Below are 22,509 nucleotides of genomic sequence, written 5' to 3'. Positions count from 1 at the left end.
GCCCGCCCGGACTAGACGGCGTCCGGATCGTCGTCGCCCGACTGCTGCGCCAGGAAGCGCTCGAACTCGGCGCCGATCTCGTCGCCGGACGGCAACGGTTTGCCGCCGGGGGTCAGCGAATCGGAGCCGTGCCTGGACTCCATGAACGCGTCGTACTGCTTCTCCATCAGTTCCACGGCGGTCCGGATCTCCGGGCTGTCCGAGATCTGCGCCGTGACCTGGGCGGTGAACTCCTCCGCGGACTTCTCCAGCTCGCCCGTCGGCAACTCCAGCCCCGCGATCCGGGAGATGTTCCCCACGAGGTCGAGGACGGCGGCGGGGTAGCCGGTCTGCGCCAGATACTGCGGTACGTGCACGGTGAAGCCGGCGGAAGGGATGCCGTGTTCGGCCATCCGGAGCTCCAGCAGCGAACTCACGTTCCCGGGGACGGAGAACTCCCCCGGCCACGCGGTGAACCCGCGGATGAGGTCGACGTCGCTGGCGTGCGCGCTGGACTGCGTGGGCCGGGTGTGGGGCACACCCAGGGGCATGGCGCCGAGGCCCACCGACATCCGGGCGCCGAACGAGCCGGCGAGGTCGATCACCGCCTCGGTGAAGCCGTCCCACCGAAGATCGGGCTCCAGTCCGGACAGCAGGAGGAACGACGTCCCGGCGGCGTCCTTCACGGTGTGGATCTGGATGGTCGGTTCGGAGTACCCGGTGAAGTGGTCGAAGGAGTACCGCAGGTGCGGCCTGCGCGAGCGGTAGTCGACCAACTCGTCGACGTCGAACTCGACGATCAACTGGGCGTCCAGGCTCTCGCGGAGATGCTCCGTGACGCCCTGGATCGCCTGGCCGGCATCGGAGAAGCCCTGCAGGGCGTGCACCAACACGGGACCCTCGCCGGACTCCGACCGCAGGTCGGGAACGGGCTCGATCAGTCGGTACAGGTTGCTGTGCCTGGCCATGTCGACTCCTCTCGTCACGAACACCCCGGTTCCACCGGACGGGACCGGATGGTCGTCCGACCGGGAAGGGGTGTCACCTCTCTGCCAACGACAGCCGATCCCGGTTGATTCCCCAGCGACCGGTGCGCCTCCACAGACCGCCGGGATCGGGCCGTTCGGGGCCCCGGTGGGGGACCGGGGTGACCGAAGGTTGGTCAGGTGCTCCGGCACCCGCGGACGGCCCCATCGGAGGGATCGACCGCGCGACGAGACGGGTGGACGGCATGACTCACGACGGACGGGGCCGCGGCGACGGACCGGAGGACGGGGACGGGAGGACGACGGTGGTGATCTCCTCCCCGGAGGAACTCATCGCCTCGATACCGGCGATGTTGGGCTTCCCGCCCGGCGCGGGCTCGGTGGTGGTGGTGTGCGGCAGGACCTCCGACGGGAGGCAGGGGCCGGTGGTGAGGATGGACGTCGACGGACTTCTCGACGGGTCCGCCGCCTACTCCGCCGGGGACCACGATGACCCTGACGTCGAGCACGATCTCCCGGCCGCGACGATCGGCGAGGGGCCCGCACGCGGACTGGCGCAGTTCTGCTCGCGAGAGGGGGTGACCGCCGTCCACCTGGTCGTGGTCCACGAGGACTGCGTGGACGGGTACTCGGCCGGGCTCCGCGCGGAGGACGCCGCCGCCGCGTTCGAGTACTGGTTGGGACTGGCGGGGACGCGGGTGGTCACCGCGTACGGCGTCCCCGAGTTCGCCGCAGGGGCTCCCTGGGTCGACCTCTTCGGGATGGTCCGGGGAGTCCAGCTGGATCCCGGCACCACGGAGATCGCGGCGGTCCACGCGTTCGACGGCCGGGTGCAGGCAGGATCGCGGGAGGAGATCGAGCGCCTGTATCTGGCCAGGGACGCGGACGCGTGCGACCGGGACCCGGGCGCCGGCGATGCGGACAGTCAGGCGGGGTCCCTCCCGGTGGAGTCGGGCGTGGACGCCCACGACCGTGCCGCCGAACGGCTGGAGGCGGGGGAGGAGCTGGACGACGACGAGCTGGCCGAGGTCGGCCGAGCCCTGCTCGACATCGGGGTGCGTGATGAGATCTACCGACGTCTCGCCCAGCGGGGGCTGGTCGACGACGACGGTCGCCGCCTGCTGTGGTGGGCGCTGGCCCGTCGTCGGCCCGGACGGGAACGCTCCGTGTCGCTGATGATGTTGGGGGCCGCGGCCTACTTCTCCGGCAGCGGCGTCCACGCCCGGTCGGCGCTCGAGGCGGCGGTGGGTGCGGACGAGAGGAACTCGCTCGCGAGGCTGTTGCTCCACGGCCTGGAGAACGGGCTCGCCCCGGAGCGGCTCCGCCGGGTGGCGGCGGCGGCCTGACCGCCCGGCGGGGTCGTCAGCGCGGGGCGGAGTGGGCGCGGTCGCCCAGCGACGAGGTGAACGCCCAGGCGTCCTCGACCACGGTCCGGAGATCGGTGCGGCTCGGTGCCCAGCCGAGCTCGCCGATCGCCCTCCGGCTGGAGGCGACGAGGACCGCCGGATCGCCCGCCCGACGTGGTGCGACGACGGCCGGGATCGGATGACCGGTGACCTCGCGGCACACGTCGATCACCTCGCGGACGGAGAAACCCTCACCGCTGCCGAGGTTGAGGATGCGGTGGATGCCCGCGGCGTTGGACTCCAGCGCCAGCAGGTGGGCGTCGGCCAGGTCTGCCACGTGGATGTAGTCCCGCACACACGTGCCGTCCGGGGTGGGCCAGTCGTCCCCGAAGATCTTGATGTCGGCGCGGTGCCCCAGGGCGACCTGGAGGACGAGGGGGATGAGGTGGGTCTCGACCACCCGGTTCTCACCCGCCGCTCGGTACGCCCCGGCCACGTTGAAGTAGCGCAGGCTCGTGGCGGCCAGGCCGTGCGCGATCGCATAGGAGGTGATGGCGTGGTCGATCGCGAGCTTCGTGGCGCCGTAGGTGTTGGTGGGCCGGGTGGGCATGTCCTCGGTGATCGGGACCTGCTCCGGCTCGCCGTAGGTGGCCGCGGTGGACGAGAACACCAGGTTGGTGACGTCGGCGGCGCGCATCGCGTCGAGAAGCGCGAGCGAGGTGACGACGTTGCCGTGCCAGTACTCCTCGGGCTTGACCACCGATTCGCCCACCAGGGATCTGGCGGCGAAGTGCAGGACCCCGTCGAACGACGGGTTCAGAACCGTGCTGGCGAGCTCGGCGACGTCCCCCTCGACGAGCGTCGCGCCCGCGGGGACGCCGTCCCGGTTGCCCGTGGAGAAATCGTCCAGCACCACGACCTCGTGGCCGCGCTCGACCAGCACGGTGGCGCAGACCCCCCCGACATACCCGGCGCCGCCGGTGACGAGGAGCTTCACGGCAGGATCTCGACCTGGACCGCGTGCGCGTGGTCTCCGTCGAGCTCCACCGTGAGCCCGTCTCCCGAGTCGAGTTCGACGAGATGGCCCCGACGGGTGGCGGTGACGGTCTTCAGCGGCTCCACCCCCGCGGCCCGGAACTCCGAGATGAGCTCGGTGTCGATCTGGATGTTCTCCCCGATCGCGCGGATCCGGACCCGGTGCGGGATGTCGGAGGCGAGCGCCGAGAGCCGCGTGTACTCCGGCTCGGCGGGGCGGCCGGAGGCGAACCCGATGAGCTCCAGGCCGGGGATGGGGTTGCCGTAGGGGGACGTCCTCGGGTCGTCGAGGACCTCGATGAGGCGCCGCTCGACGTCGTCGCTCATCACGTGCTCCCAGCGGCACGCCTCGGCGTGCACCTTCTCCAGCTCCAGCCCGATCACGTCGACGAGCAGGCGCTCGGCCAGGCGGTGTTTCCGCATGACCCCGACGGCCAGCTCGCGGCCGGTCTCGGTGAGCTGGAGGTGCCGGTCGGGCGCGACGAGCACCAGGCCGTCGCGTTCCATCCGGGCGACCGTCTGGCTGACGGTCGGGCCACTCTGCTCGAGGCGTTCCGCGATCCTGGCGCGGAGGGGGATGACACCTTCCTCCTCGAGCTCATAGATCGTGCGGAGGTACATCTCGGTGGTGTCCACCAGGTCCTTCACTGTGCAGTCCTCCACGTCGGATTGTCGCTGGTCGTCCGGCGCCCCGGGCGCTGGGCACGGTCGGGGTGGATCCGAGCCTACCGTCGGCCCTGGAACCGGGGTGGAGAGCGGGGCGTTCCCGGGTCGCGCGTGACCCCACCGCGTAGATTCGCAGGAGCCACACCCGGGTTCCGCCTGGTGTGGGTGCCGGGAGCGACCCGGCGCGACGGGAGGACTGTGGAATGGCCGGGATCCGGGACGGCGTTTCAGCGAAGGTGGTGTGGAGTCCGTCGTTGATGGACTACCGGCACTCCGTGGACCATCCGATGAGCCCCAGGCGCCTCGACCTGACGATGTCCCTGGCCACCGAACTCGGCGTCCTCCAGGGGGTGGAGATGCTGGACCCGGGGTCGGCGAGCGACGAGGAACTCCTCCGGATCCACACGTCCCGGTACATCGACGCGGTGAAGGCCGCGGGCGACCTGCCGCCCGGCGAGCACCTGGGGATGAGTCACGGGCTCGGTACGGCCGACAATCCGACGTTCCCGGCCATGCACGAGGCCAGCGCCGCAGTCGCCGGTGGGACCATGGCGGCCGCGCGTGCCATCGCCAGCGGTGCCGCGACCCGGGCGGTGTCGGTGGCCGGCGGAATGCATCACGCGATGCCTGCGGCCGCCGCGGGGTTCTGCGTGTACAACGACGCCGCCGTCGCGATCAGCTGGCTGCTCGACAACGGGTACGACCGCATCGCCTACGTGGACATCGACGTCCATCACGGTGACGGCGTCCAGACCGCGTTCTACGAGGACCCCAGGGTCCTGACGATGTCGCTCCACCAGCACCCGGCCACCCTGTGGCCGTCCACGGGGTGGGCCTCGGAGACGGGGGTCGGGCGAGCCGAGGGGACCTCGGTGAATCTGGCGTTCCTCCCGGCGGTCACGGACGAGCTGTGGCTGCGGGGTTTCCACGCGGTGGTTCCGGGGGTGCTGCGCGCGTTCGAGCCGCAGATCATCGTCATGCAGGCCGGATGCGACTCCCACCGGGAGGACCCGCTCGCCGACCTCTCGCTCACCGTCGACGGACACCGCGCGTCCTACCTCGCGCTGATCGCGTTGGCCGACGAGATCTGCGAGGGGCGGATCATCGCGATCGGCGGCGGGGGATACGAGCTGGTCCGGGTGGTCCCGCGGTCGTGGACCCATCTCATCGCGGCGGTGCTGGGGGTGCCGCTCGACCCGTCGACCGCGGTTCCCGAGACGTGGAAGACCCTGGCCACCCGCTTCACGGTTCCGGACCGTGTGCCGGAGACGATGGGGGACGGCGGCGCCGCCACCCACACGCCGTGGGAACCGTCCGGCAGCGACCGCGGGGTCGAGATGGACCGCACGCTGGCCCGTCTGGACCAGTCGATCCTCGACACCCGCCGCTCCGTCTACCCGCTCCTCGGGCTCGACCCGGACGACCCCCGGGACTGACCGCCGCATCCCGGGTACCGAGTACCCACCACCCTCGACGCTTGTCCTTTGGAGGACCAGAATGGCCAACCCCGGTGACGGACCGACCGACGGCGACGTCTCCGTCGTTGACCCGCCCGAACACGCCTCCACCGATACGACGGTGGCCGACTATCCGGAGGGGTATCCGCACGAGTGGGCGGCGGACGTCCTGGGCTCCGACGGCCGGGCGGTGCGTATCCGGCCGATCCTGCCCACGGATTCGGACAAGATCGCGCACTTCCATTCGAGCCTGTCCGAGCGGACCCGCTACCTGCGCTATTTCGGATCCCACGACGTCCTGTCGGACAGGGAACTGCGCCGGATGACCCACGTGGACTACCGCGACCGGATGGCGTTCGTCGCCGAGCTCGGTGCGGAGATCATCGGTATGGCGATCTACGAGCGGCTGCCGGACTCGACCTTCGCGGAGGTGGCGTTCACCATCTCGGACCAGCACCAGGGGAGGGGGCTGGGATCGATCTTCCTCGAGCACCTCGCCGGCTCCGCCGCCGAGTGCGGGATCGACCACTTCGAGGCGGAGGTCCTGTCCGAGAACCGCTCGATGATCCAGGTGTTCCGCAGGGCGGGGTACGAGATCTCGCGCTCCTTCGACGGGTCCACCCTGCACCTCGAATTTGCGATCGACCCGACCGAGGCGCTGACCAACGTCCGGAACTCGCGGGAGGCCGCGGCCGAGGCGAGAAGCGTCGCGCGGGTCCTCACGCCCGGATCGGTCGCCGTGATCGGTGCCTCCGACCAGGTGGGCAAGATCGGCCACACCGTCCTGCGCAACCTCATCGGGAACGGGTTCTCCGGCCCGGTGTACCCGGTCAACTCGGACGCAACCAGTGTCCACTCGGTGCGCGCCTACGCCAGCGTCCGGGACATCCCGGACCCGGTCGACCTGGCGGTCGTGGCGGTTCCGGCGTCCTCCATGTCCGAGGTGCTCGACGACTGCCTGTCCAAGGGGGTGTCGACCCTCGTGGTGATCTCCGCCGGCTTCTCCGACGTCGGCAGCGCGGGTGTGGTGTCGGAGCGTCGACTGGTCAGCGAGGCCCGGGCCCACGGGATGCGGGTGGTGGGACCCAACGCGTTGGGCGTGATCAACACCTCTACAGATGTGCAGCTCAACGCCACCCTCGCCGAGGTGGTCCCGGGCCCGGGACGGGCGGGTTTCTTCTGCCAGTCGGGCGCGCTCGGGATCACGATCCTCGCGGCCGCCGCCCGCCGCGGACTGGGGTTGTCCACCTTCGTCTCCGCGGGGAACCGGGCCGATGTCTCGGGCAACGACCTGCTCCAGTACTGGGACACCGATACCGGGACCGAGGTCGTCCTGCTGTACCTCGAGAGCTTCGGCAACGCCCGCAAGTTCTCGCGGATCGCCCGCCGGGTGGCGAGGAACAAGCCCGTGATCGTGGTCCGGCGCGCCGCCGACGACCTCGAATCCGGGGTGGAGGGACTCACGGCGTCGGCGATCCGCGGATTGTTCCGCGACTCCGGGCTCATCCAGGTCGATTCCATCACCGACATGTTCGACACCGCCACGCTGCTCGCGCACCAGCCGCTCCCGGCCGGGGGGCGGCTTGCGATAGTCGGGAACTCGACCGCCGTCGGTCGACTGGGCGGCGATTCCGCACGCCACCAGGGCTTCACCGTCGCCCATTCCGTCGATCTGGGTGCCGGGGCCTCCCCGGAGCAGTTCCGCGAGGCGATCGCGGACGTGCTGGCCCGCGACGAGGTGGACTCGGTCCTGACCGTGTTCGTCCCTCCGGTCGCCACGGAACCCGACGCCTACGCCGAGGCCATCCGGGCCGCGGCGGCGGACAGTCCCAAGCCGGTGGTCAGCACCTTCCTCGCGGGCGAGGGACTGCCCGAGGGACTCATCGTGACGGACGAGTCGGGCGCGGCGGCACGGGGGTCGATCCCGTCCTACCCCTATCCGGAGCGGGCGGTGTCGGCGCTGGTGCGCGCCCGCCGCTACGCCGAGTGGCTGGACCGCCCCGCAGCGGAGCCGGCGGAGTTCGAGGGCATCGACCGGGCCCGCGCCCGCGACCTCGTGGACTCCCTGTGCCACTCCAACGCGGGCAGGGCGTCGTTCGAACTCACCCAGGGCCAGGTCCGTGGCCTGCTGGAGTGCTACGGGATCGAGATCGTGGACTACCGCGTGGCCGCCGACGTCGACCAGGCCGTCATGGCGGCCGAGGAACTCGGCTTCCCGGTGGCGGTCAAGGCGATGAGCGAGCGATGGCGGAGCCGAAGTGACCAGTCGGGGGTCAGGCTCGACCTGACCGGCGCGGCCGCGGTCCGCGAGGCGTTCGACCATCTGCAGGAGTCGACCGGCTCGCGATCGCTCCACGTGCAGAAGATGGCCACCAAGGGGGTCGCCGTGACCATGCGGATGGCGGATCACCCCATCTTCGGGTCGCTCATCTCGTTCGGGTTGTCCGGGATGCTTTCAGACCTTTTGGCGGACCGGGCGTTCAGTACGCTCCCGATCTCCCCCGGCGAGGCCCGTTCGCTCCTGGACCGGCCACGGGCGGCCCCCATCCTCGACGGCTACGCGGGGGACGCCCCGGCCGATCGCGACGCGCTGGTGGACCTCATGGGGCGCATGTCGTGCCTGGTGGAGGACATCCCGGAGCTACGTCGGATGTCCGTGGATCCGGCGCTCGCGTCCCCCGACGGGGTGTCCGTGCTGTTCGCCCAGGTCCACCTGGGACCGCCCCCGCGGTCCAGCGGCAACGAGGGGCCGCGCCGGCTGCGGTGATCCCCGCGCGGTGCCGTCGACATGGCCGCGACGACGGTCGACACGATGGCCCCGACGGCGCCAAGCCCCGACTCCACGGAGGAGTCGGGGCTTGCGTCACAGGGGCCGAGGCGCCGGGTCAGACGGCGTACGAGCGGAGTTTGTCCGCGCGCCGCCCCTCGCGGAGCTTGGCCATGACCTCGCGCTCGATCTGACGCACCCGTTCACGGGAGAGCCCGAAGCGCTTGCCGATCTGGTCGAGGGTGCGGGGCTGGCCGTCGTCCAGTCCGAAACGCAGGGTGATGACCTGCTGCTCGCGCTCCTCGAGCGTGGCCAACACCGCCCGCACGTCCGAGTGCATGACGTTGGTCACCACCGTGTTCTCCGCGCTGGTGGCCTCGGCGTCCTCGATGAAGTCGCCCAACGGCGCCTCCTCGTCCGCGCCGACCGGCATGTCGAGGCTGACCGGATCACGGGAGTGGTCGAGCAACTCCTCGATCTTGTGGGCCGGGATGCCGGATTCCTCGGCCAGCTCGTCGAGCGTGGCCTCGCGCCCGAGCTGCTGGTGCAGCTCGCGCTTGATCCTGGCGAGCTTGTTGACCTGCTCGACCAGGTGCACGGGGAGCCGGATGGTGCGGGACTGGTCGGCCATGCCCCGGGTGATGGCCTGACGGATCCACCAGGTGGCGTAGGTCGAGAACTTGAATCCCTTGGCGTAGTCGAACTTCTCCATGGCCCGGATAAGTCCGAGGTTGCCCTCCTGGATCAGGTCCAGGAGCGGCATCCCGCGGCCCGTGTACCGCTTGGCCAGCGAGACCACCAGGCGGAGGTTGGCCTCGAGGAGATGCGCTCGGGCCGCTTCGCCCTCGTCGACGATCACCTTGAGATCGGCCTTCCGGGTGGGGCCCATCCGCTTCTTGGTGGCCAGCAGGTGCCGTGCGTAGAGGCCGGCCTCGATACGCTTGGACAGCTCCACCTCGTCCTCCGCGTTGAGCAGAGCGGTCTTGCCGATCCCGTTGAGGTAGACGCGGACCAGGTCCGCGCTCGGGCTCTGGCCGTCCGAATCCGCCTCCGTCCGTCGGTCCGATCGGGTGGTGGCTGACGTCATGTCTCCTCCTCCTGCCCGGCCCGGGCGACATCGGGGCAGGCGGTCGGTTGCTGGTGGACGGATCAGGCGCGTGTCCGGGTCACGGTCACGTACAGCTACAACGGCGGGGGTATCCGGAATGTTCCCGTCAGCGCGACCCGGCGGTCTCCACGATGACGGTGAAGGGGCCGTCGTTGACCGAGTGGACCTGCATCGTCGCGCCGAACGCCCCGGTGGCCACGTTCAGCCCGCGAGCGCGGAGCCCCGTCGCCACCGCCTCCACCAGTGGTTCGGCCCGGGCTCCCGGCGCCGCGCGGGACCATGACGGCCTGCGGCCCCGGGAGGTCGAGCCCAGGAGCGTGAACTGGCTGACGACCAGCACCGGCGCTCCGACGTCGACCGCGCTCTTCTCGTCGTGGAGGATCCGCAGTTCCGAGATCTTGCGGACCATCGTGTCGACGTCCGCCTCGTCGTCGTCGACGGACACCCCCACCAGCACCAACAGTCCGGGGCCCGGAAGGGCACCCACCACCTCGCCGTCGACGGTGACCGACGACTCGGTGACCCGGGCGACGACCGCCCTCATCCGGCGCCCTCGGCGGGAGGCGACGCCACGGCGGTGCCGGGGGGCAGCAGCCCGGGGACACCGGCCGGCACGACGAATCCGTGGAGGAACAGGTCGGCCATGACCCGGCGCACGGGGTCCGCGAGCGCGTCGGGGTCCTCGCCGGCGCCGGCGGCGGCGAGGACGACGAGGTCCTCGAGGGGAAGCGCCCCCATGCGCGCGCCGCGGAGGACGGTGGCGGTGAGCGGATCGATCTCGTGACGCCACCGTGCGCCGGTGACCCGTTCGACCACCGTGGTGCCCGCGAGGCGGGCGCCGGGATCGTCGGCGCCGTCCTCGGGCCGGCCGGGGGCGAGGGACTCCGACATGTGGAGGCGGACGTCGGGGGAGACGGTGAAGACCGTGGCGTCCAGCGCCGGGGCCTGGCCGCCGTGCCGCTCGGCGGCCCCCCGCAGCCATGCGGTCCGCGCGAAGTACGCCTCGGCCTCGTCGCCCAACCCCTCACCGAAGGGATGGGTGAGGTCCTCGCACAACACCGACGACGGGCCGTCGACCCGCCGCAGGAAGACGTACCCGAAGCCGATGCCCGAGACGCCCTCCGCCTGGAAGTGGTCGAGCCAGGCGTCGGCCGCGCGGGCGGTGGACTCGTCCCGCGGGTCCATCCCCTCGTCGGTGAGCCACGTCCACACGTAGAGCTCGGGGTCCGAGGAGTCCCGACGCAGGATCCAGGCGTCCACGCCCTCGGCGGGGACCCACGAGGCGACACGGGACCGCCAGTCGTCGGCGGCGCCCTCCACCCACGACGCGAGGAGGATCGCGGTCCCGCCCTCGGCGAGGTGGGCGGGGGCGCCCGAGATGACGGTCCGGCTGGCGCCGTCGAGCGCCATCCCGGACTCGCGATACGAGTGACCGGGTTGCGAGGGGCCCACGACGAACGGCGGGTTGGCGACGATCCTGTCGAACCTCCGTCCCGAGACCGGCTCGAACCAGGGGCCGTTCAGCAGTTCCGCCTGCAGGCCGTTGATGGCCAGGGTGGCGGCGGCCAGCTCGAGGCAGCGCGGGGTGATGTCGGTCCCCGTGGACCGTCGGCAGGTCTCGAGGGCGTGGACCAACTGGATGCCGCAGCCCGTTCCCAGGTCCAGCACGGTGTCCACGGGGGAGGTCGGCGTGATCCGCAGCAGCGAGAGGGTGGCCTGGCCGATCCCCAGGACGTGGTCCGGCCGCGTGTCGGCGTGGACCATCGACCCGTCGGGATCCGCGAACACCCATCGGGTTCCGTGGCCGGTGTCGACGGGGCGCAGGTCGACCAAGGCGCGGAGCGTCCCGGTGGGCTGCCCGGGCCGGGTCCACAGTCCGGCGGCGATCCCGTCCTCCACGTCGATGCCCCGCAGCGCCGCGGCGACCCCGGCCTCGGGGAGGGCGTCCCCGAGGACGAACAGCCGGACCAGCAGCCCGGCCGGTCCCGCGGCGCGGGCGTGGCGGCGGACGGACGGGGCGTCGGACCGGGCGAGCGCGGAGATCGCCTCCGCCCCCAGCGATTCCGCCAGCCCGTCGACCGTGTACCCGTGGGCGCGGAACGCCTCCGCCAGCATGGGCGCGAGCTCGGCGAGGGTGGGGGAGGGGCGGGTCACGGTGCGGGATCACTCTCGTCGGGGCGCGACGTCCCGGGACCCGGGTCAGCCGCGCCGCCGGGCGAGGTGTCCTGCCCGCCGGCACCACCGCCGGCACCACCGCCGGTGGTGCCCCGGGTCGGGTTCCCGGTGAGTCCGGGCGGCAACGCGTACGGGGTGTGGTTGGAGAGGGCACCCGCGGTGTACCGCCGCGCCTGTCCTTTGGGCAGCGGCGGCCTGTCGTTGGCGCCGATCACCGCTATCCACGGGATGGGGATGGACCCGGCGACTATGGCGAAGGCGATCCACGGGTTGTTCCACAGCGCGAGCGCCCCGGCGGCCAGCAGCAGGGCCGGGATCCGGATGCCCATGAGGAGGAAGTAGCGCTTCTTCCTGGCCGCCAGTTCCTCCTGGTAGGACGCCCGCGCAGCGGTGATGAGGACGGGTGCCGACGTGTCGTCCCGATCCGCGGACCGCTTGCGTCGGAAGTCGGGTGCCATGGCCCCAAGGTACTCCGGGGTTGGCGCGGCGACCGCCGGGTGCGGCATCATGAGGGGGTGAGCACCACCCGGACCAAGACACTAGAGCGCCCCGAGGTCACGACGACCGAGGAGACGCAGGACGATGCGCCCAAGTTCTTCCACTACGTGGACAAGAGCAAGATCGCCGAGAGCGCGGTCATGGGCACCTACGTGATCGCTCTCTGCGGTGAGGTCTTCCCCGTGACCAGGTCCGCCAAGCCCGGTTCCCCCGTGTGCCCCGAGTGCAAGCGCGTCTACGAGACCCTGAAGCCTGGTGAGTGACCCCGGCGCGGTCCCGGGCTCGGAGGAACAGACCGCTGACGCCACGAACCCGGTCACCGGGGGTGCGCCGTTGCGCGCATGGCAGCGGACCGCGCTGCGCAAGTACCTCATGGCGCGGCCCAAGGACTTCCTCGCCGTGGCCACGCCCGGCGCCGGTAAGACGACCTTCGGGCTGCGTGTGGCCACCGAGTTGCTGACGGACCGGACGGTCGACGCGATCACCGTGGTGGCCCCCACCGAGCACCTCAAGTACCAGTGGGCGGAGGCTGCGGCCCGTGCGGGCATAGCCCTCGACCCCGAGTACTCGAACTCCTCGGGGGCCCTGGCGCCGGAGTATCACGGTGTCGTGGTGACCTACGCCCAGGTGGCGGCCCACCCGTTCAAGCACCGTGAACGCACCGCGTCACGGCGGACCCTGGTGATCCTGGACGAGATCCACCACGGGGGCGACGCCAAGAGCTGGGGCGACGGCATCCGGGAGGCGTTCGATGACGCGGAACGTCGACTGTCGCTGACCGGAACCCCGTTCCGTTCCGACGACAGCCCCATTCCCTTCGTCACCTACGAGCCCGACGGGCAGGGCCACCAGAGGTCCAAGGCGGACCACTCTTACGGGTACGCCGACGCGCTGGCGGATGGCGTGGTCCGGCCGGTCGTGTTCCTGGCCTACTCGGGTGAGGCCCGGTGGCGTACCAACGCCGGCGAGGAGTTCTCGGCCCGACTCGGCGAGCCGCTCAGCGCGGACCAGACCTCGCGCGCGTGGCGGGTCGCACTCGATCCCCACGGCGACTGGATGCCCGCGGTGCTCCAGGCCGCGCACACCCGGCTCCGTCAGATCCGGGCCGGCGGCGTGCCCGACGCCGGCGGGCTGGTGATCGCCACCGACCAGGAACGTGCGCGCGAATACGCCGCGTTGCTCACGGAGATCACCGGGCGCGCCCCCGTCGTGGTGCTCTCCGACGATCCCGCCGCCTCCAGCCGGATCGGGACGTTCTCCGACTCGACAGACGAGTGGATGGTCGCCGTGCGGATGGTGTCCGAGGGCGTCGACGTCCCGCGTCTGTGCGTGGGCGTGTACGCGACCAGCGCGTCGACCCCCCTGTACTTCGCGCAGGCGATCGGTCGGTTCGTCCGATCCCGTAGGCCGGGGGAGACCGCGTCGGTGTTCCTGCCGTCCGTTCCCGTGCTGCTCCAGCTGGCCTCCCAGATGGAGGCCCAGCGCGACCACGTCCTGGGCAAGCCGCACCGGGAGGAGGGGCTTGAGGACCAGCTCCTCGCCCAGGCCAACCAGCAACAGGACGAGAACACCGAGGACGAGGAGGACCGCGGGTACATCTCCCTCGGCGCGGACGCAGAACTCGATCAGATCGTCTACGAGGGCTCGTCCTACGGCACCGCTACGTTCGCCGGCAGCGAGGAGGAGGCCGACTACATCGGGCTCCCCGGGCTACTCGGGGCTGACGATGTCAAGGCGCTGCTGCGCCAACGGGAAAAGGAACAGATCCGGCGCGCATCCGGTGAGGCGGGGTCCGCACCGGGCTCGGTCGCGGTTGTTGGCGCCGACCCCGCGGTGTCCGGTGCGACCATCCCCGGGAACGTCGCGGGTCCGGGGGCACACGCGGGCGCAGCGGCCGACAGAGTGGCCTCGGCAGCCGAACTCAAGGACCTCCGCCGCCAGCTCAACACGCTCGTGTCGGTGTACTCGGGCCGGCTGGGCAAGTCACACGGGGCGATCCACACGCAACTCCGCAACTCCTGCGGCGGTCCTCCGGTGCCGATGGCCTCGGCCGAGCAGATCCGCGAACGGATCACCGTGCTGCGGAGCTGGTGACTGCGCCCAGTCACACGTGAACGCCCCGGCCGTCGAGGCCGGGGCGTTCACGTCCGCGGAGCGATGCGTCAGGACGGGTCCGGGGAACCGCCCTCGCTGATGCCGGAGATCGCCTCCGTAATATTTGCCAACGAGCCGACGCCGACTCCCAGGACGCTGCCCAGCACCTTCGCGACGGTACCGAGGATGTTCTCGATCGAGGTCATATGTACTCCTTTGACTATGTATGGGTCGAGAGGGGAGTGGGTCAGACCGGCATTATCTCGTCGGTTGAGCCGAGGACCCGGCCGAGTGACCCGAAGAGGTTGCCGAGGCTACCGTCGAAGAATTCGACGATGGCGAAGAGATCAGCCAACTTTGCGGGGTCTTCTTGGATAAGTGCTGCGAAAGAACCCATAGGGGCCTCCTTGTGCGATCGTGCGATGTGGGATGCCGTTGACATCCCCTTGTCCGGAAACCATAGCTGAATATGAGCTAAGGCACAATTGCACGTGGGTGGCGCCTAGAGTTCCCGCCGGGTCCGGACGCACCCCGGGCCTCCGTCGCACGCGACGGAGGCCCGGGGAGCTGTGAAGCGCTGGTCAGTCCAGGTAGTCGCGCAGCACCTGGGAACGCGAGGGATGGCGCAGCTTCGACATCGTCTTGGACTCGATCTGCCGGATCCGCTCGCGCGTGACCCCGTAGACCTGCCCGATCTCGTCGAGGGTGCGCGGCAGCCCGTCGGTGAGGCCGAAGCGCAGCCGCACCACACCCGCCTCACGCTCGGACAGCGTGTCGAGGACGGAACGGAGCTGGTCCTGCAGGAGTGTGAAGCTCACGGCGTCCACGGCCACCACGGCCTCGGAGTCCTCGATGAAGTCACCGAGCTGCGAGTCGCCCTCGTCGCCGATGGTCTGGTCGAGCGAGATCGGCTCCCGGGCGTACTGCTGGATCTCCAGCACCTTCTCCGGCGTGATGTCCATCTCCTTGGCGAGCTCCTCGGGGGTGGGCTCGCGGCCCAGGTCCTGGAGCAGCTCACGCTGGATACGCCCGAGCTTGTTGATGACCTCGACCATGTGCACCGGGATACGGATGGTGCGGGCCTGGTCGGCCATCGCGCGGGTGATGGCCTGCCGGATCCACCAGGTGGCGTAGGTCGAGAACTTGTAGCCCTTGGTGTAGTCGAACTTCTCGACCGCGCGGATCAGACCGAGGTTGCCCTCCTGGATGAGGTCCAGGAACGCCATGCCGCGGCCGGTGTAGCGCTTGGCCAGGGAGACGACGAGTCGCAGGTTGGCCTCGAGCAGGTGGTTCTTGGCGCGGACGCCGTCGCGCTCGATCCATCGGTAATCACGCTTCTGCGCGGTGGTGAGCTTCTCCCCGCGCTCGGCGACCTGCGCCTGGAACCAGGTGGCGTACAGGCCGGCCTCGATGCGCTTGGCCAGCTCGACCTCCTCCTCGGCGTTGAGGAGGGCGACCTTGCCGATCTGCTTGAGGTACGCGCGTACGGAGTCGGCGGAGGCGGTCAGCTCGGCGTCCTTGCGCGCCTGGCGCAGGGCCTCGGACTCGTCCTCATCCCAGACGAAGTCGCCCGACGCCTTGTCCTTGGCGGTCGGCGCGGCCTTGGTCTCCTCGTCGGCCTCGACGTCCTCCACGTCGTCGACCTCGACCTCGACATCCTCGAGTTCTGCGGTGTCCGGCTCGACCTCGAGCGCGTCGGTGGGCTCCTCCTCGACCGGGGCGTCCCCAGCCACGGCGTCGGCCGGAGCCGCGGTCTTCTTGGCTGCGGTCTTCTTCGCCGCGGTTTTCTTGGCGGCCGTCTTCTTGGCCGGCGCCTTTCGCGCCGCGGTCTTCTTGGCCGCGGCCTTCTTCGCCGGCGCCTTGCGCGCGGCGGTCTTCTTGGCAGGGGCCTCGCTCGTGACCTCGGTGTCCGACGGATCGCCGCTCATCGCGGAATCCGAACTGGTGGTCTTCGTGGCTGCCACAAACGCCCCTTCACAACCGGTAACTCGATGGGAAACGGGGAACGATATCGCGTCGTCTACCGACACACGAGCCGTCCGCCTTGCGGTACCGGGCCCGTCCCCGGCCGGTACGTGTTCCCGGCCTGCGCCATTGTAACGAGGAACGCGCCCGGAGGTCGCATCAGGCGGGGCTGAAATGGGTCAGTAGCTGTCCGGGGACAGTTCGTCCGCGAGATCGACGAGACCAACGTGCGCGGCCGCGTAGAGCGCTGCACCGATGATCCCGGCGTCGTTGAGCCGCACGGCCGCGCGGACGGGGGTGCGGTTGTCCAGGAGGGGAAACCATTCTGAGGCAGACTCGCTGACCCCGCCTCCCAGTACGAACGCCCTGGGCCACAGCAGGTCTTCGATGGAGCGCAGCACGTTGCTCACGTGCGGGGCCCATTCCTCGAAGCTGAGGTCGTCCCGCGCGCGCACGGCTGCGGACGCGAGGTGTTCGGCCTCGTCGACCCCGCGTCCGGCGATGTCCCGGACGAGGAGGTGGCCGAACTCGGTGTTGGGGATGAGGCGACCGTCGAGCAGCAGCGCCGACCCGATGCCGGTGCCGAAGGTCAGCAGGATCACCAGCCCCTCGCTCCCCCCGCCGGCACCGTAGTGGACCTCGGTCAGGCCCGCGGCGTCGGCGTCGTTGAGCATGACCACGGGATGCCCGGGGAGGTGCCGCGCGAATAGGTCGTGCACATCGCATCCGATCCACGCGGGGTCGATGTTGTGGGCGACTCGCGCGACTCCCTCGTGGATGACACTCGGCAGGGCGACCCCCACCGGACCCTCCCACCCGAACTCCTCGACCATCTGGCGGATCGTCTCGGCGATCGCGTCCGGAGTCGCCGGCTGCGGCGTGTCACGGATGAGCCGTTCGCCCATGAGGTCGCCGGAGTCCAGGTCGACCAACCCGACCTTGATCCCGGTGCCACCGACGTCCACTCCCAGCCCGGTCGACGCGACCGGCGGGGAGACGTTCTCGGCAGGGCTGGGGGTGGGCATCGGGGACTCCCGCGGGACTGGCCGTGCGCAGCACGGCGGGTGGGTGGTGGTCACCGGGCCGCCGGGGCACGATGGGGGCGACGAGCGCCCGTTCGTCAGCGTATCCGCCCGGTGCCCCGAGTGGCCGGCATCCGGGGACGACGACGAGGGGAGTCGGTGTGGCGAGGGACACGATCGAAGAGGGTGCGGGAGACACATACACGGACGTGGTCGACGAGCTGAGGGAGTTCGCCGACCGGCTCGCGGTCTCGGGCGGCGACGTGGCCCGTCGGATGTCCCGGGAGATCGCCCCCGGGGGTCTCGGTGCGCGCTCGAAGAGCTCGGTCACCGACCCCGTCACCGTCATCGACACCGCCGTGGAGGAGCATCTGCGCGCCCGGGTGGCCGGCGCCAGGCCCGGGGATCGGGTCCTGGGAGAGGAGGGCGGCGAGCACGCCACGGCGGGAACGTCGTCGTCGTTGTCGTCGTCGTCGCCGCCGTCGGAGAGCCCCGGACGGGTGCGCTGGATCATCGACCCTGTCGACGGAACGGTCAACCTGCTCTACGGGATCCCCTTCACCGCGGTGTCCGTCGCCGCGGAGATCGACGGGGTGGTCGTCGCCGGAGCCGTCCACAACATCGTCACGCGCGAGACCTGGACCGCCGGTCTCGGCCGTGGGGCCACGCTGAGAGGGGTGGACGGGGCCGTCACCGACCTCGCCGCGTCGTCGTGTGGGACGTTGTCCCTCGCGCTGGTGGGGACCGGATTCGCCTATGACTCGGGGGTCCGGGCCGAGCAGGGGAGGGTGGTCGCGGAACTGCTACCCCGGATCCGCGATATCCGGCGGTGCGGATCGGCCGCATTGGACCTGTGCATGCTCGCCACGGGGCGGATCGACGCGTACTACGAGCGCTGCCTGAAACCGTGGGATCACGCGGCCGGGGCTCTGGTCGCCGCGGAGGCCGGTGCGATCGTGGTGGTGTCCACCGACGACGGGGTGCCCACGACCGCCGCGGCTCCCGGGGTGGCCCGGGAGTTCCTCGACGCGTTGATCGCGCTCGGAGGGTATCCCGATCCGGGCGGCCCCCCGCGGCTCAGCAGTTGACGGCGCGCGCCGCCTCCAGCTCGGTGGAGATCGGCTGGCGGCCCACCTTCAGCTCGTCCAGGGCGCCCACGCCCGCCGCCGAGTCGGACAAGCGGGAGAAGATCGTTCCCAGGACCAGGTCGACGGAGGCGTCGTCCCGGCCGTCGGACACCAGCTGCATGCACGGCGCCGCCAGCGAGAGGGACCGGGCCGCCTCGCGGCCGGCCTCGCCGTAGCGGATCTGGCCGTGGCAGTCGAGGTTCTGTGCGTAGACCGGGTCGTTGCCTGTCGCATCCGTCGACGCGGGCCGGAATCCACGCTCGGCGAGCTGGGCGGCCACCGCCCCGGCCTGGCCGCTCTGTCCGTTGGCGTTGAGCACCCTGACCCTCGTGTCGGACAGCAGCGCCGGCTCGACCGCGTCCAGGGCGGCGGCGGGCTGTTCCGCCAGGCCCGCCGCCTCCGCGGCGGGGGTGACCGGGCACGCGGCAGCCTGGGTCGCGGCGTCGCTTCCGCGCAACGCGACCGCCCACACCACTCCGCCGATCACCAGGGCGGCCACGACAAACGCGACGTAGGCGCTGCGGAGGCGGCCCATCCCCTGAACAGGGCTCGGGCTCGGTGTGGCCTGCGTGCTGAGGTGAGCGACCATGAGGGTCCTTCCTGCAGGTGTCACGGTGTGAGAGCCCGGTCCGGGTACGTGGCACCACTGTAAGCGGCCGGGGCCGTTCAGCCCGGGGGAGACACGGCCCGGCAGGGGGGATGATATTCCGGCCGGTTTCCGTTAATATGCGTGCGCCGGTCGGTCCACGATCGAACCGCCCGCCCCTCGTCACCAGACCGTAGAGAAGAGACTCATGGCAACCGACTACGACGCACCCCGCCGGACCGAGGCCGATGAGCTGGCCGGTGATTCGCTGGAGGAACTCAAGGCCCGACGTGCCGAGGGGGCCACCGGGGAGGTCGACGTCGACGAGACCGACACCGCGGAGTCCTACGAGCTTCCCGGAGCGGACCTCTCCGGGGAGGAGCTCACCGTCCGGGTGGTACCCGAGCAGGACAATGAGTTCACCTGCGGTGAGTGCTTCCTCGTCCATCACCGCAGCAGGTTCGCAGTCGAGCGGGACGGATTGCCGATCTGCGTGGACTGCGCCGGCTGACTCGTCAGCTGTAGTGGTTGTCCGGCAGCGCAGCCGCGAGCGCCTCGGGGTCGCGTGTGCTGATCAGCCAGTACGGGGTGGGGTCCAGCGGATCGTCCAGGACGACGATCACCATCGTCGGGATGTAGCCCCGGTGGACCACGAACGCCTCGGGATCCAGTTGGCGTCCCATGGCCGCCTGCTTGGCGGTGGCGGGCACGACGGCGGTCCGTGAGATCGAGTCGAAGGGGAGACGTGCCCGTCCCGCGAACAGGGTCCCGCCCCCTTGGCCATCGGACTCGACCTCGATCCGTTCGCGACCGACGGTGACGAACAACCAGGCGAGCAGTGCCGGGACGACCGCCACCAGCAGCCACATCCACCAGCGGGCACCCACCGTTGCGGAGGTGTAGACGACGAGCGCGGTGACGGCGGCCAGGGCTATCCACCACCACATCGGCACGCGTAGGCGTTCCGAGTGGACCGGTCGGGGGGCGCGATCAGGAGACGGGCGGAGATCTTCTTCGGTCACGGCATCAAGACTATCGACCACCGGGCCACGCCCGGCAGGAGGGAGGCGAGCAGATGAACGACCCTGACCATCCGGGTGATCCCGGGGTACTGCGGCTGCAGAGGCTCGACCCGGGACTCCCCCTGCCGGAACGGGCGCACGCCGGGGACGCGGGGATCGATCTGTACTCGGCGGAGGACCTCGAACTGGTGCCGGGGCACAGGGGTCTGGTCGGGACCGGTATCGCCGTCGCGATCCCTCAGGGCTACGTGGGGCTGGTCCATCCGAGATCCGGACTGGCCGCGCGGGCGGGCCTGTCGATCGTCAACGCGCCGGGCACGGTCGACGCCGGCTACCGCGGCGAGATCAAGGTCAATCTCATCAACCTGGATCCCTCCGCGCCGATCCGGATCGGACGAGGCGACCGGATCGCCCAGCTGCTGATCCAGAGGGTGGAGCTCTGGGACGTGGTCGAGGTCGAGGAACTCGATCGGACCGACCGCGGCGAGGGAGGTCACGGTTCGACGGGTGGCCATCACCGCCTGACCTGACCGGCCACGACGTCGTTCGGTAGCGTCAAGAAGCACGGTCCCGTCCGGGACGGCTTTGCACGCGGAGAGGATTCGACAATGTTCGGACGCAAGAAGGCGGTGACCGGGAACCACGACGCCGCCGACTCCGCGGAGCACTCGGGTTCCGCTCCGGCCACGATGGGGCCTCACGATCGTTCCTCGATCGGGGCCGTGCCGCAGTACTACGCGGACCTCGGATTCGGGCACATCGACCTCGGCGCGATGGTGATCGGGGTACCGGCGGGGCGCGACCTCAACGTGGCCCTCGACCCGAACGGGCAGCCGGAGTTCCACGTAGTGACCACCGTCTCCCGGGTCATCCCGCGGGTCTTTGCCGCGCCCAAATCCGCAGGGCAGTGGCGCACCATGGTCAGCGAGATGGGGGAGCAACTCGAGCAGCAGGGCGCGGAGGTCCGGGTGGAGGACGGCCCGTGGGGCCGTGAACTCGTGGCGGTCATGCCGGGGGCGGTGTTCCGGGCGATCGGGGTCGACGGCCATCGCTGGACGGCCGAGGTCCGCATCATGGCGAGGCCGGAACTCGCGGACGAGGCCGCCGAGGAGGGCAGGGAGGTCTTCGGTCACCTTCTGGTGAACCGCGGTGACGGTCCCATGCCCGTTCGCGAACAGCTGCCCCTGACCATCCCGGACGAGATCCAGCAGGCGTTGACCTCGGCTCAGTCCCAGCTGGCCGCGCAACAGCAGGCGCAGGCCTACCAACAGCAGATGGCCGCGGGTCAGGTCGCACAGGCCCCCGCCCAGGCCCCGCAGCCTCCGGCCCCGAACCCCGACGCGGGAGCGTCCGCGCCGCCGCGAAGCGCGCCGACGCCCCCGTCGCCGGAGCCGACGGATGCCCCGGCGACCCAGCCGCGCCGAGACGGTAGCGCCATGGACCGTCTCCGCACCTCCGACGACCTCTGATCCCCGGCGTAACGGGAGAGCGGAGATGTCTTTCACTCATCGGATCCGGGGATTCTCGGCCCGGCTCACGGAGTCGTTGGACGAGCTCGACGCGGCGGACCTCGTGGGGCTCGTGCACGGACGGGGATGTTCACGCGTCGCGGACGCGCAGCGGGGCGATCTGGTCACGGTCACCGGGCGGGTGAGGACGGTGTTGACCGGTGGCGGTGTGGACTTCCGCGGGGTGACCGCCGAGGTCTACGACGGCAGCGGCGCGGTGGACGTGTGCTGGTTGGGTCGCAAGTCGATCCCCGGTGTCGACACCGGACGGTTCCTCACGGTCACCGGACGGATCGGTACCCGGGACGGCCACAAGATCATTTTCAATCCTCGCTACGAGCTGCTCGCAGGGCGGCCGGGCGTGGGACGTGGAGGAGACGCGTGACAGAGTCCGATCGGTCCGGCGAGCTGATGCCGGGCGAGGCCCCCACGGGCGGGGCCGGGGGCAAGCGCAAGTCCTCCTTCGGGGACCCCGACGCCTCGCTCCTCGAGCAGATGGGCGGCGTCCGCGGCCTGGTCTACTCCTCGATCCCCATCCTCGCCTTTGTCCCGGTCAACGCCTTCTGGGGGCTCACCGTGGCCATCTGGGCGGCACTGGGGGTCGCCGTGGCGATGCTCGGATGGTCGCTGGCCCGCCGCGAGAACCCCCAACCCGCCATCTCCGGGTTCATCGGGGTGGCGATCTGCGTCTTCATCGCCTGGCGCACCGGCAGCGCGAAGGGCTACTTCCTCTACGGGATCATCACGCAGGCGGTCTACGGCGGGGCGTTCGCGCTCTCGGCACTCGCGCGCTGGCCGCTCGTCGGTGTGATCTGGGGTTTCCTGGACGGCAAGGGGATGGCCTGGCGCCGGATCCCCGCCGCCCGTCGGTGGTACGCGACCGCGACCTGGATCTGGGCCGCGCTCTTCGCGATCCGTGCGGTCCTGCAGTTCGCGCTGTATCGCAACGACGAGGTGAACTGGCTGGGGGCCGCGCGGATCGGGATGGGGTGGCCGCTCGCGCTGGTGGCGTTCGCCGGAACGATCTGGGCGGTCCGGCGTGCGATGGTGCACGAGGCCGAGCCGATCGAGTCCCGGTCGGAGACGACGAGTTGACCCGGCGGGGATGAGACTCGAGAGCCCCCGTCGGCCTGATGGCCGGCGGGGGCTCTCGTCGTTCAGCGCGTAG

Annotated in this window: 24 protein-coding genes; 11 read left to right on the top strand and 13 right to left on the bottom strand. The window is 70.7% G+C overall.

Translation table 11 applies throughout. The features are described from left to right. Nucleotides 1–11: 11 nt before the first annotated feature. Nucleotides 12–947: a proteasome assembly chaperone family protein gene (locus tag Q0444_RS12370; protein WP_291080046.1), complete on the bottom strand. Its 936-nt coding sequence runs from the start codon at nucleotides 945–947 to the stop codon at nucleotides 12–14. Nucleotides 948–1,210: 263 nt separating this feature from the next. Here Q0444_RS12370 and Q0444_RS12365 point away from each other — a divergent pair, with 263 nt between their 5' ends. After that, nucleotides 1,211–2,311: a DUF4192 domain-containing protein gene (locus Q0444_RS12365; RefSeq protein ID WP_291080044.1), complete on the top strand. Its 1,101-nt coding sequence runs from the start codon at nucleotides 1,211–1,213 to the stop codon at nucleotides 2,309–2,311. 16 nt (nucleotides 2,312–2,327) lie between these two features. Here the strand turns inward: Q0444_RS12365 and galE are convergent, their stop codons facing one another. Beyond that, on the bottom strand, nucleotides 2,328–3,308 hold the full coding sequence (galE, locus tag Q0444_RS12360; RefSeq protein WP_299023369.1) for a UDP-glucose 4-epimerase GalE: 981 nt from the start codon (nucleotides 3,306–3,308) through the stop codon (nucleotides 2,328–2,330). Continuing rightward, nucleotides 3,305–3,994 carry a metal-dependent transcriptional regulator gene (locus Q0444_RS12355; RefSeq protein ID WP_291080040.1) on the bottom strand — a complete coding sequence of 230 codons (690 nt, stop codon included), beginning with the start codon at nucleotides 3,992–3,994 and terminating at the stop codon, nucleotides 3,305–3,307. The genes galE and Q0444_RS12355 overlap by 4 nt, the downstream gene beginning before the upstream one ends. A gap of 221 nt (nucleotides 3,995–4,215) precedes the next feature. Between Q0444_RS12355 and Q0444_RS12350 the strand changes: the two genes are divergently transcribed. Beyond that, nucleotides 4,216–5,448 (top strand): acetoin utilization protein AcuC, encoded by a 1,233-nt coding sequence (locus Q0444_RS12350; protein ID WP_299023368.1) that lies wholly within the window; start codon nucleotides 4,216–4,218, stop codon nucleotides 5,446–5,448. Between the two features lie 61 nt (nucleotides 5,449–5,509). Then, nucleotides 5,510–8,236, top strand: a complete 2,727-nt coding sequence (locus Q0444_RS12345) for a bifunctional GNAT family N-acetyltransferase/acetate--CoA ligase family protein (RefSeq protein WP_299023367.1) — start codon at nucleotides 5,510–5,512, stop codon at nucleotides 8,234–8,236. Nucleotides 8,237–8,354: 118 nt separating this feature from the next. On the opposite strand, the gene Q0444_RS12340 is transcribed toward Q0444_RS12345, so the two are convergent. The 4 genes from Q0444_RS12340 to Q0444_RS12325 form a co-directional block, all read right to left on the bottom strand. Next, complete coding sequence (locus Q0444_RS12340; protein WP_299023366.1) at nucleotides 8,355–9,323, bottom strand: sigma-70 family RNA polymerase sigma factor; 969 nt, start codon at nucleotides 9,321–9,323, stop codon at nucleotides 8,355–8,357. A gap of 127 nt (nucleotides 9,324–9,450) precedes the next feature. Beyond that, on the bottom strand, nucleotides 9,451–9,888 hold the full coding sequence (gene dtd / locus Q0444_RS12335) for a D-aminoacyl-tRNA deacylase (RefSeq protein ID WP_291080030.1): 438 nt from the start codon (nucleotides 9,886–9,888) through the stop codon (nucleotides 9,451–9,453). Continuing rightward, nucleotides 9,885–11,498 (bottom strand): class I SAM-dependent methyltransferase, encoded by a 1,614-nt coding sequence (locus tag Q0444_RS12330; RefSeq protein ID WP_299023365.1) that lies wholly within the window; start codon nucleotides 11,496–11,498, stop codon nucleotides 9,885–9,887. The genes dtd and Q0444_RS12330 overlap by 4 nt, the downstream gene beginning before the upstream one ends. Then, the gene (locus Q0444_RS12325) at nucleotides 11,495–11,977 is read right to left on the bottom strand and encodes a DUF3099 domain-containing protein (protein ID WP_299023364.1); all 483 of its coding nucleotides are present in this window, start codon (nucleotides 11,975–11,977) and stop codon (nucleotides 11,495–11,497) included. The genes Q0444_RS12330 and Q0444_RS12325 overlap by 4 nt, the downstream gene beginning before the upstream one ends. A 57-nt stretch (nucleotides 11,978–12,034) precedes the next feature. Between Q0444_RS12325 and Q0444_RS12320 the strand changes: the two genes are divergently transcribed. Beyond that, complete coding sequence (locus Q0444_RS12320; RefSeq protein WP_007628744.1) at nucleotides 12,035–12,280, top strand: DUF3039 domain-containing protein; 246 nt, start codon at nucleotides 12,035–12,037, stop codon at nucleotides 12,278–12,280. Then, nucleotides 12,273–14,111 carry a DEAD/DEAH box helicase gene (locus Q0444_RS12315; RefSeq protein WP_299023363.1) on the top strand — a complete coding sequence of 613 codons (1,839 nt, stop codon included), beginning with the start codon at nucleotides 12,273–12,275 and terminating at the stop codon, nucleotides 14,109–14,111. The genes Q0444_RS12320 and Q0444_RS12315 overlap by 8 nt, the downstream gene beginning before the upstream one ends. A 68-nt stretch (nucleotides 14,112–14,179) precedes the next feature. On the opposite strand, the gene Q0444_RS12310 is transcribed toward Q0444_RS12315, so the two are convergent. The 4 genes from Q0444_RS12310 to ppgK all read right to left on the bottom strand — a co-directional run bounded on the left by Q0444_RS12310 (nucleotide 14,180) and on the right by ppgK (nucleotide 17,101). Further along, nucleotides 14,180–14,317 carry a hypothetical protein gene (locus tag Q0444_RS12310; protein WP_299023362.1) on the bottom strand — a complete coding sequence of 46 codons (138 nt, stop codon included), beginning with the start codon at nucleotides 14,315–14,317 and terminating at the stop codon, nucleotides 14,180–14,182. Nucleotides 14,318–14,358: 41 nt separating this feature from the next. Then, nucleotides 14,359–14,508, bottom strand: coding sequence for a hypothetical protein (locus Q0444_RS12305; protein WP_299023361.1), 150 nt, complete (start codon nucleotides 14,506–14,508; stop codon nucleotides 14,359–14,361). Nucleotides 14,509–14,692: 184 nt separating this feature from the next. Beyond that, nucleotides 14,693–16,075 (bottom strand): RNA polymerase sigma factor, encoded by a 1,383-nt coding sequence (locus Q0444_RS12300; RefSeq protein WP_299023360.1) that lies wholly within the window; start codon nucleotides 16,073–16,075, stop codon nucleotides 14,693–14,695. 180 nt (nucleotides 16,076–16,255) lie between these two features. Continuing rightward, nucleotides 16,256–17,101 (bottom strand): polyphosphate--glucose phosphotransferase, encoded by an 846-nt coding sequence (gene ppgK / locus Q0444_RS12295; RefSeq protein ID WP_299023359.1) that lies wholly within the window; start codon nucleotides 17,099–17,101, stop codon nucleotides 16,256–16,258. A gap of 158 nt (nucleotides 17,102–17,259) precedes the next feature. Between ppgK and Q0444_RS12290 the strand changes: the two genes are divergently transcribed. Further along, the gene (locus tag Q0444_RS12290) at nucleotides 17,260–18,186 is read left to right on the top strand and encodes an inositol monophosphatase family protein (protein ID WP_291084934.1); all 927 of its coding nucleotides are present in this window, start codon (nucleotides 17,260–17,262) and stop codon (nucleotides 18,184–18,186) included. Here Q0444_RS12290 and cei read toward each other — a convergent pair. Next, the gene (gene cei, locus Q0444_RS12285; protein ID WP_291084937.1) at nucleotides 18,176–18,814 is read right to left on the bottom strand and encodes an envelope integrity protein Cei; all 639 of its coding nucleotides are present in this window, start codon (nucleotides 18,812–18,814) and stop codon (nucleotides 18,176–18,178) included. The genes Q0444_RS12290 and cei overlap by 11 nt on opposite strands. A 205-nt stretch (nucleotides 18,815–19,019) precedes the next feature. On the opposite strand from cei, the gene Q0444_RS12280 reads away from it, so the two are divergent. Further along, nucleotides 19,020–19,322, top strand: a complete 303-nt coding sequence (locus Q0444_RS12280; protein WP_291084940.1) for a DUF4193 domain-containing protein — start codon at nucleotides 19,020–19,022, stop codon at nucleotides 19,320–19,322. A 4-nt stretch (nucleotides 19,323–19,326) separates the two neighbouring features. Here Q0444_RS12280 and Q0444_RS12275 read toward each other — a convergent pair whose 3' ends face one another. After that, nucleotides 19,327–19,833 (bottom strand): DUF3093 domain-containing protein, encoded by a 507-nt coding sequence (locus Q0444_RS12275; protein ID WP_291084943.1) that lies wholly within the window; start codon nucleotides 19,831–19,833, stop codon nucleotides 19,327–19,329. Nucleotides 19,834–19,886: 53 nt separating this feature from the next. On the opposite strand from Q0444_RS12275, the gene dut reads away from it, so the two are divergent. The 4 genes from dut (at nucleotide 19,887) to Q0444_RS12255 (ending at nucleotide 22,436) form a co-directional block, all read left to right on the top strand. Further along, nucleotides 19,887–20,363, top strand: coding sequence for a dUTP diphosphatase (gene dut, locus Q0444_RS12270; RefSeq protein ID WP_291084946.1), 477 nt, complete (start codon nucleotides 19,887–19,889; stop codon nucleotides 20,361–20,363). A 78-nt stretch (nucleotides 20,364–20,441) separates the two neighbouring features. Further along, the gene (locus tag Q0444_RS12265; protein WP_291084948.1) at nucleotides 20,442–21,302 is read left to right on the top strand and encodes a DUF3710 domain-containing protein; all 861 of its coding nucleotides are present in this window, start codon (nucleotides 20,442–20,444) and stop codon (nucleotides 21,300–21,302) included. A gap of 25 nt (nucleotides 21,303–21,327) precedes the next feature. Next, the gene (locus tag Q0444_RS12260; protein ID WP_291084951.1) at nucleotides 21,328–21,726 is read left to right on the top strand and encodes a hypothetical protein; all 399 of its coding nucleotides are present in this window, start codon (nucleotides 21,328–21,330) and stop codon (nucleotides 21,724–21,726) included. Nucleotides 21,727–21,836: 110 nt separating this feature from the next. After that, entirely contained in the window at nucleotides 21,837–22,436 is a 600-nt protein-coding gene (locus tag Q0444_RS12255; protein ID WP_291085012.1) for a DUF3159 domain-containing protein, read from the top strand. Nucleotides 22,437–22,509 lie beyond the last annotated feature (73 nt).

This window comes from uncultured Dietzia sp. (genome assembly GCF_937873725.1).
Taxonomy (GTDB): domain Bacteria; phylum Actinomycetota; class Actinomycetes; order Mycobacteriales; family Mycobacteriaceae; genus Dietzia.
This window is presented reverse-complemented; position numbering and strand designations above follow the sequence as displayed.

What these genes read in the sequence shown, in the direction of transcription:
- Q0444_RS12280 (WP_291084940.1), top strand. Translation starts at nt 19,020, where the DNA reads ATGGCAACCGACTACGACGCACCCCGCCGGACCGAGGCCGATGAGCTG.
- Q0444_RS12365 (WP_291080044.1), top strand. Translation starts at nt 1,211, where the DNA reads ATGACTCACGACGGACGGGGCCGCGGCGACGGACCGGAGGACGGGGAC.
- Q0444_RS12310 (WP_299023362.1), bottom strand. Translation starts at nt 14,317, where the DNA reads ATGACCTCGATCGAGAACATCCTCGGTACCGTCGCGAAGGTGCTGGGC.
- cei (WP_291084937.1), bottom strand. Translation starts at nt 18,814, where the DNA reads ATGGTCGCTCACCTCAGCACGCAGGCCACACCGAGCCCGAGCCCTGTT.
- Q0444_RS12255 (WP_291085012.1), top strand. Translation starts at nt 21,837, where the DNA reads ATGGGCGGCGTCCGCGGCCTGGTCTACTCCTCGATCCCCATCCTCGCC.
- Q0444_RS12340 (WP_299023366.1), bottom strand. Translation starts at nt 9,323, where the DNA reads ATGACGTCAGCCACCACCCGATCGGACCGACGGACGGAGGCGGATTCG.
- Q0444_RS12260 (WP_291084951.1), top strand. Translation starts at nt 21,328, where the DNA reads ATGTCTTTCACTCATCGGATCCGGGGATTCTCGGCCCGGCTCACGGAG.
- dut (WP_291084946.1), top strand. Translation starts at nt 19,887, where the DNA reads ATGAACGACCCTGACCATCCGGGTGATCCCGGGGTACTGCGGCTGCAG.
- Q0444_RS12325 (WP_299023364.1), bottom strand. Translation starts at nt 11,977, where the DNA reads ATGGCACCCGACTTCCGACGCAAGCGGTCCGCGGATCGGGACGACACG.
- Q0444_RS12345 (WP_299023367.1), top strand. Translation starts at nt 5,510, where the DNA reads ATGGCCAACCCCGGTGACGGACCGACCGACGGCGACGTCTCCGTCGTT.
- dtd (WP_291080030.1), bottom strand. Translation starts at nt 9,888, where the DNA reads ATGAGGGCGGTCGTCGCCCGGGTCACCGAGTCGTCGGTCACCGTCGAC.
- Q0444_RS12370 (WP_291080046.1), bottom strand. Translation starts at nt 947, where the DNA reads ATGGCCAGGCACAGCAACCTGTACCGACTGATCGAGCCCGTTCCCGAC.
- Q0444_RS12350 (WP_299023368.1), top strand. Translation starts at nt 4,216, where the DNA reads ATGGCCGGGATCCGGGACGGCGTTTCAGCGAAGGTGGTGTGGAGTCCG.
- ppgK (WP_299023359.1), bottom strand. Translation starts at nt 17,101, where the DNA reads ATGCCCACCCCCAGCCCTGCCGAGAACGTCTCCCCGCCGGTCGCGTCG.
- Q0444_RS12265 (WP_291084948.1), top strand. Translation starts at nt 20,442, where the DNA reads ATGTTCGGACGCAAGAAGGCGGTGACCGGGAACCACGACGCCGCCGAC.
- Q0444_RS12305 (WP_299023361.1), bottom strand. Translation starts at nt 14,508, where the DNA reads ATGGGTTCTTTCGCAGCACTTATCCAAGAAGACCCCGCAAAGTTGGCT.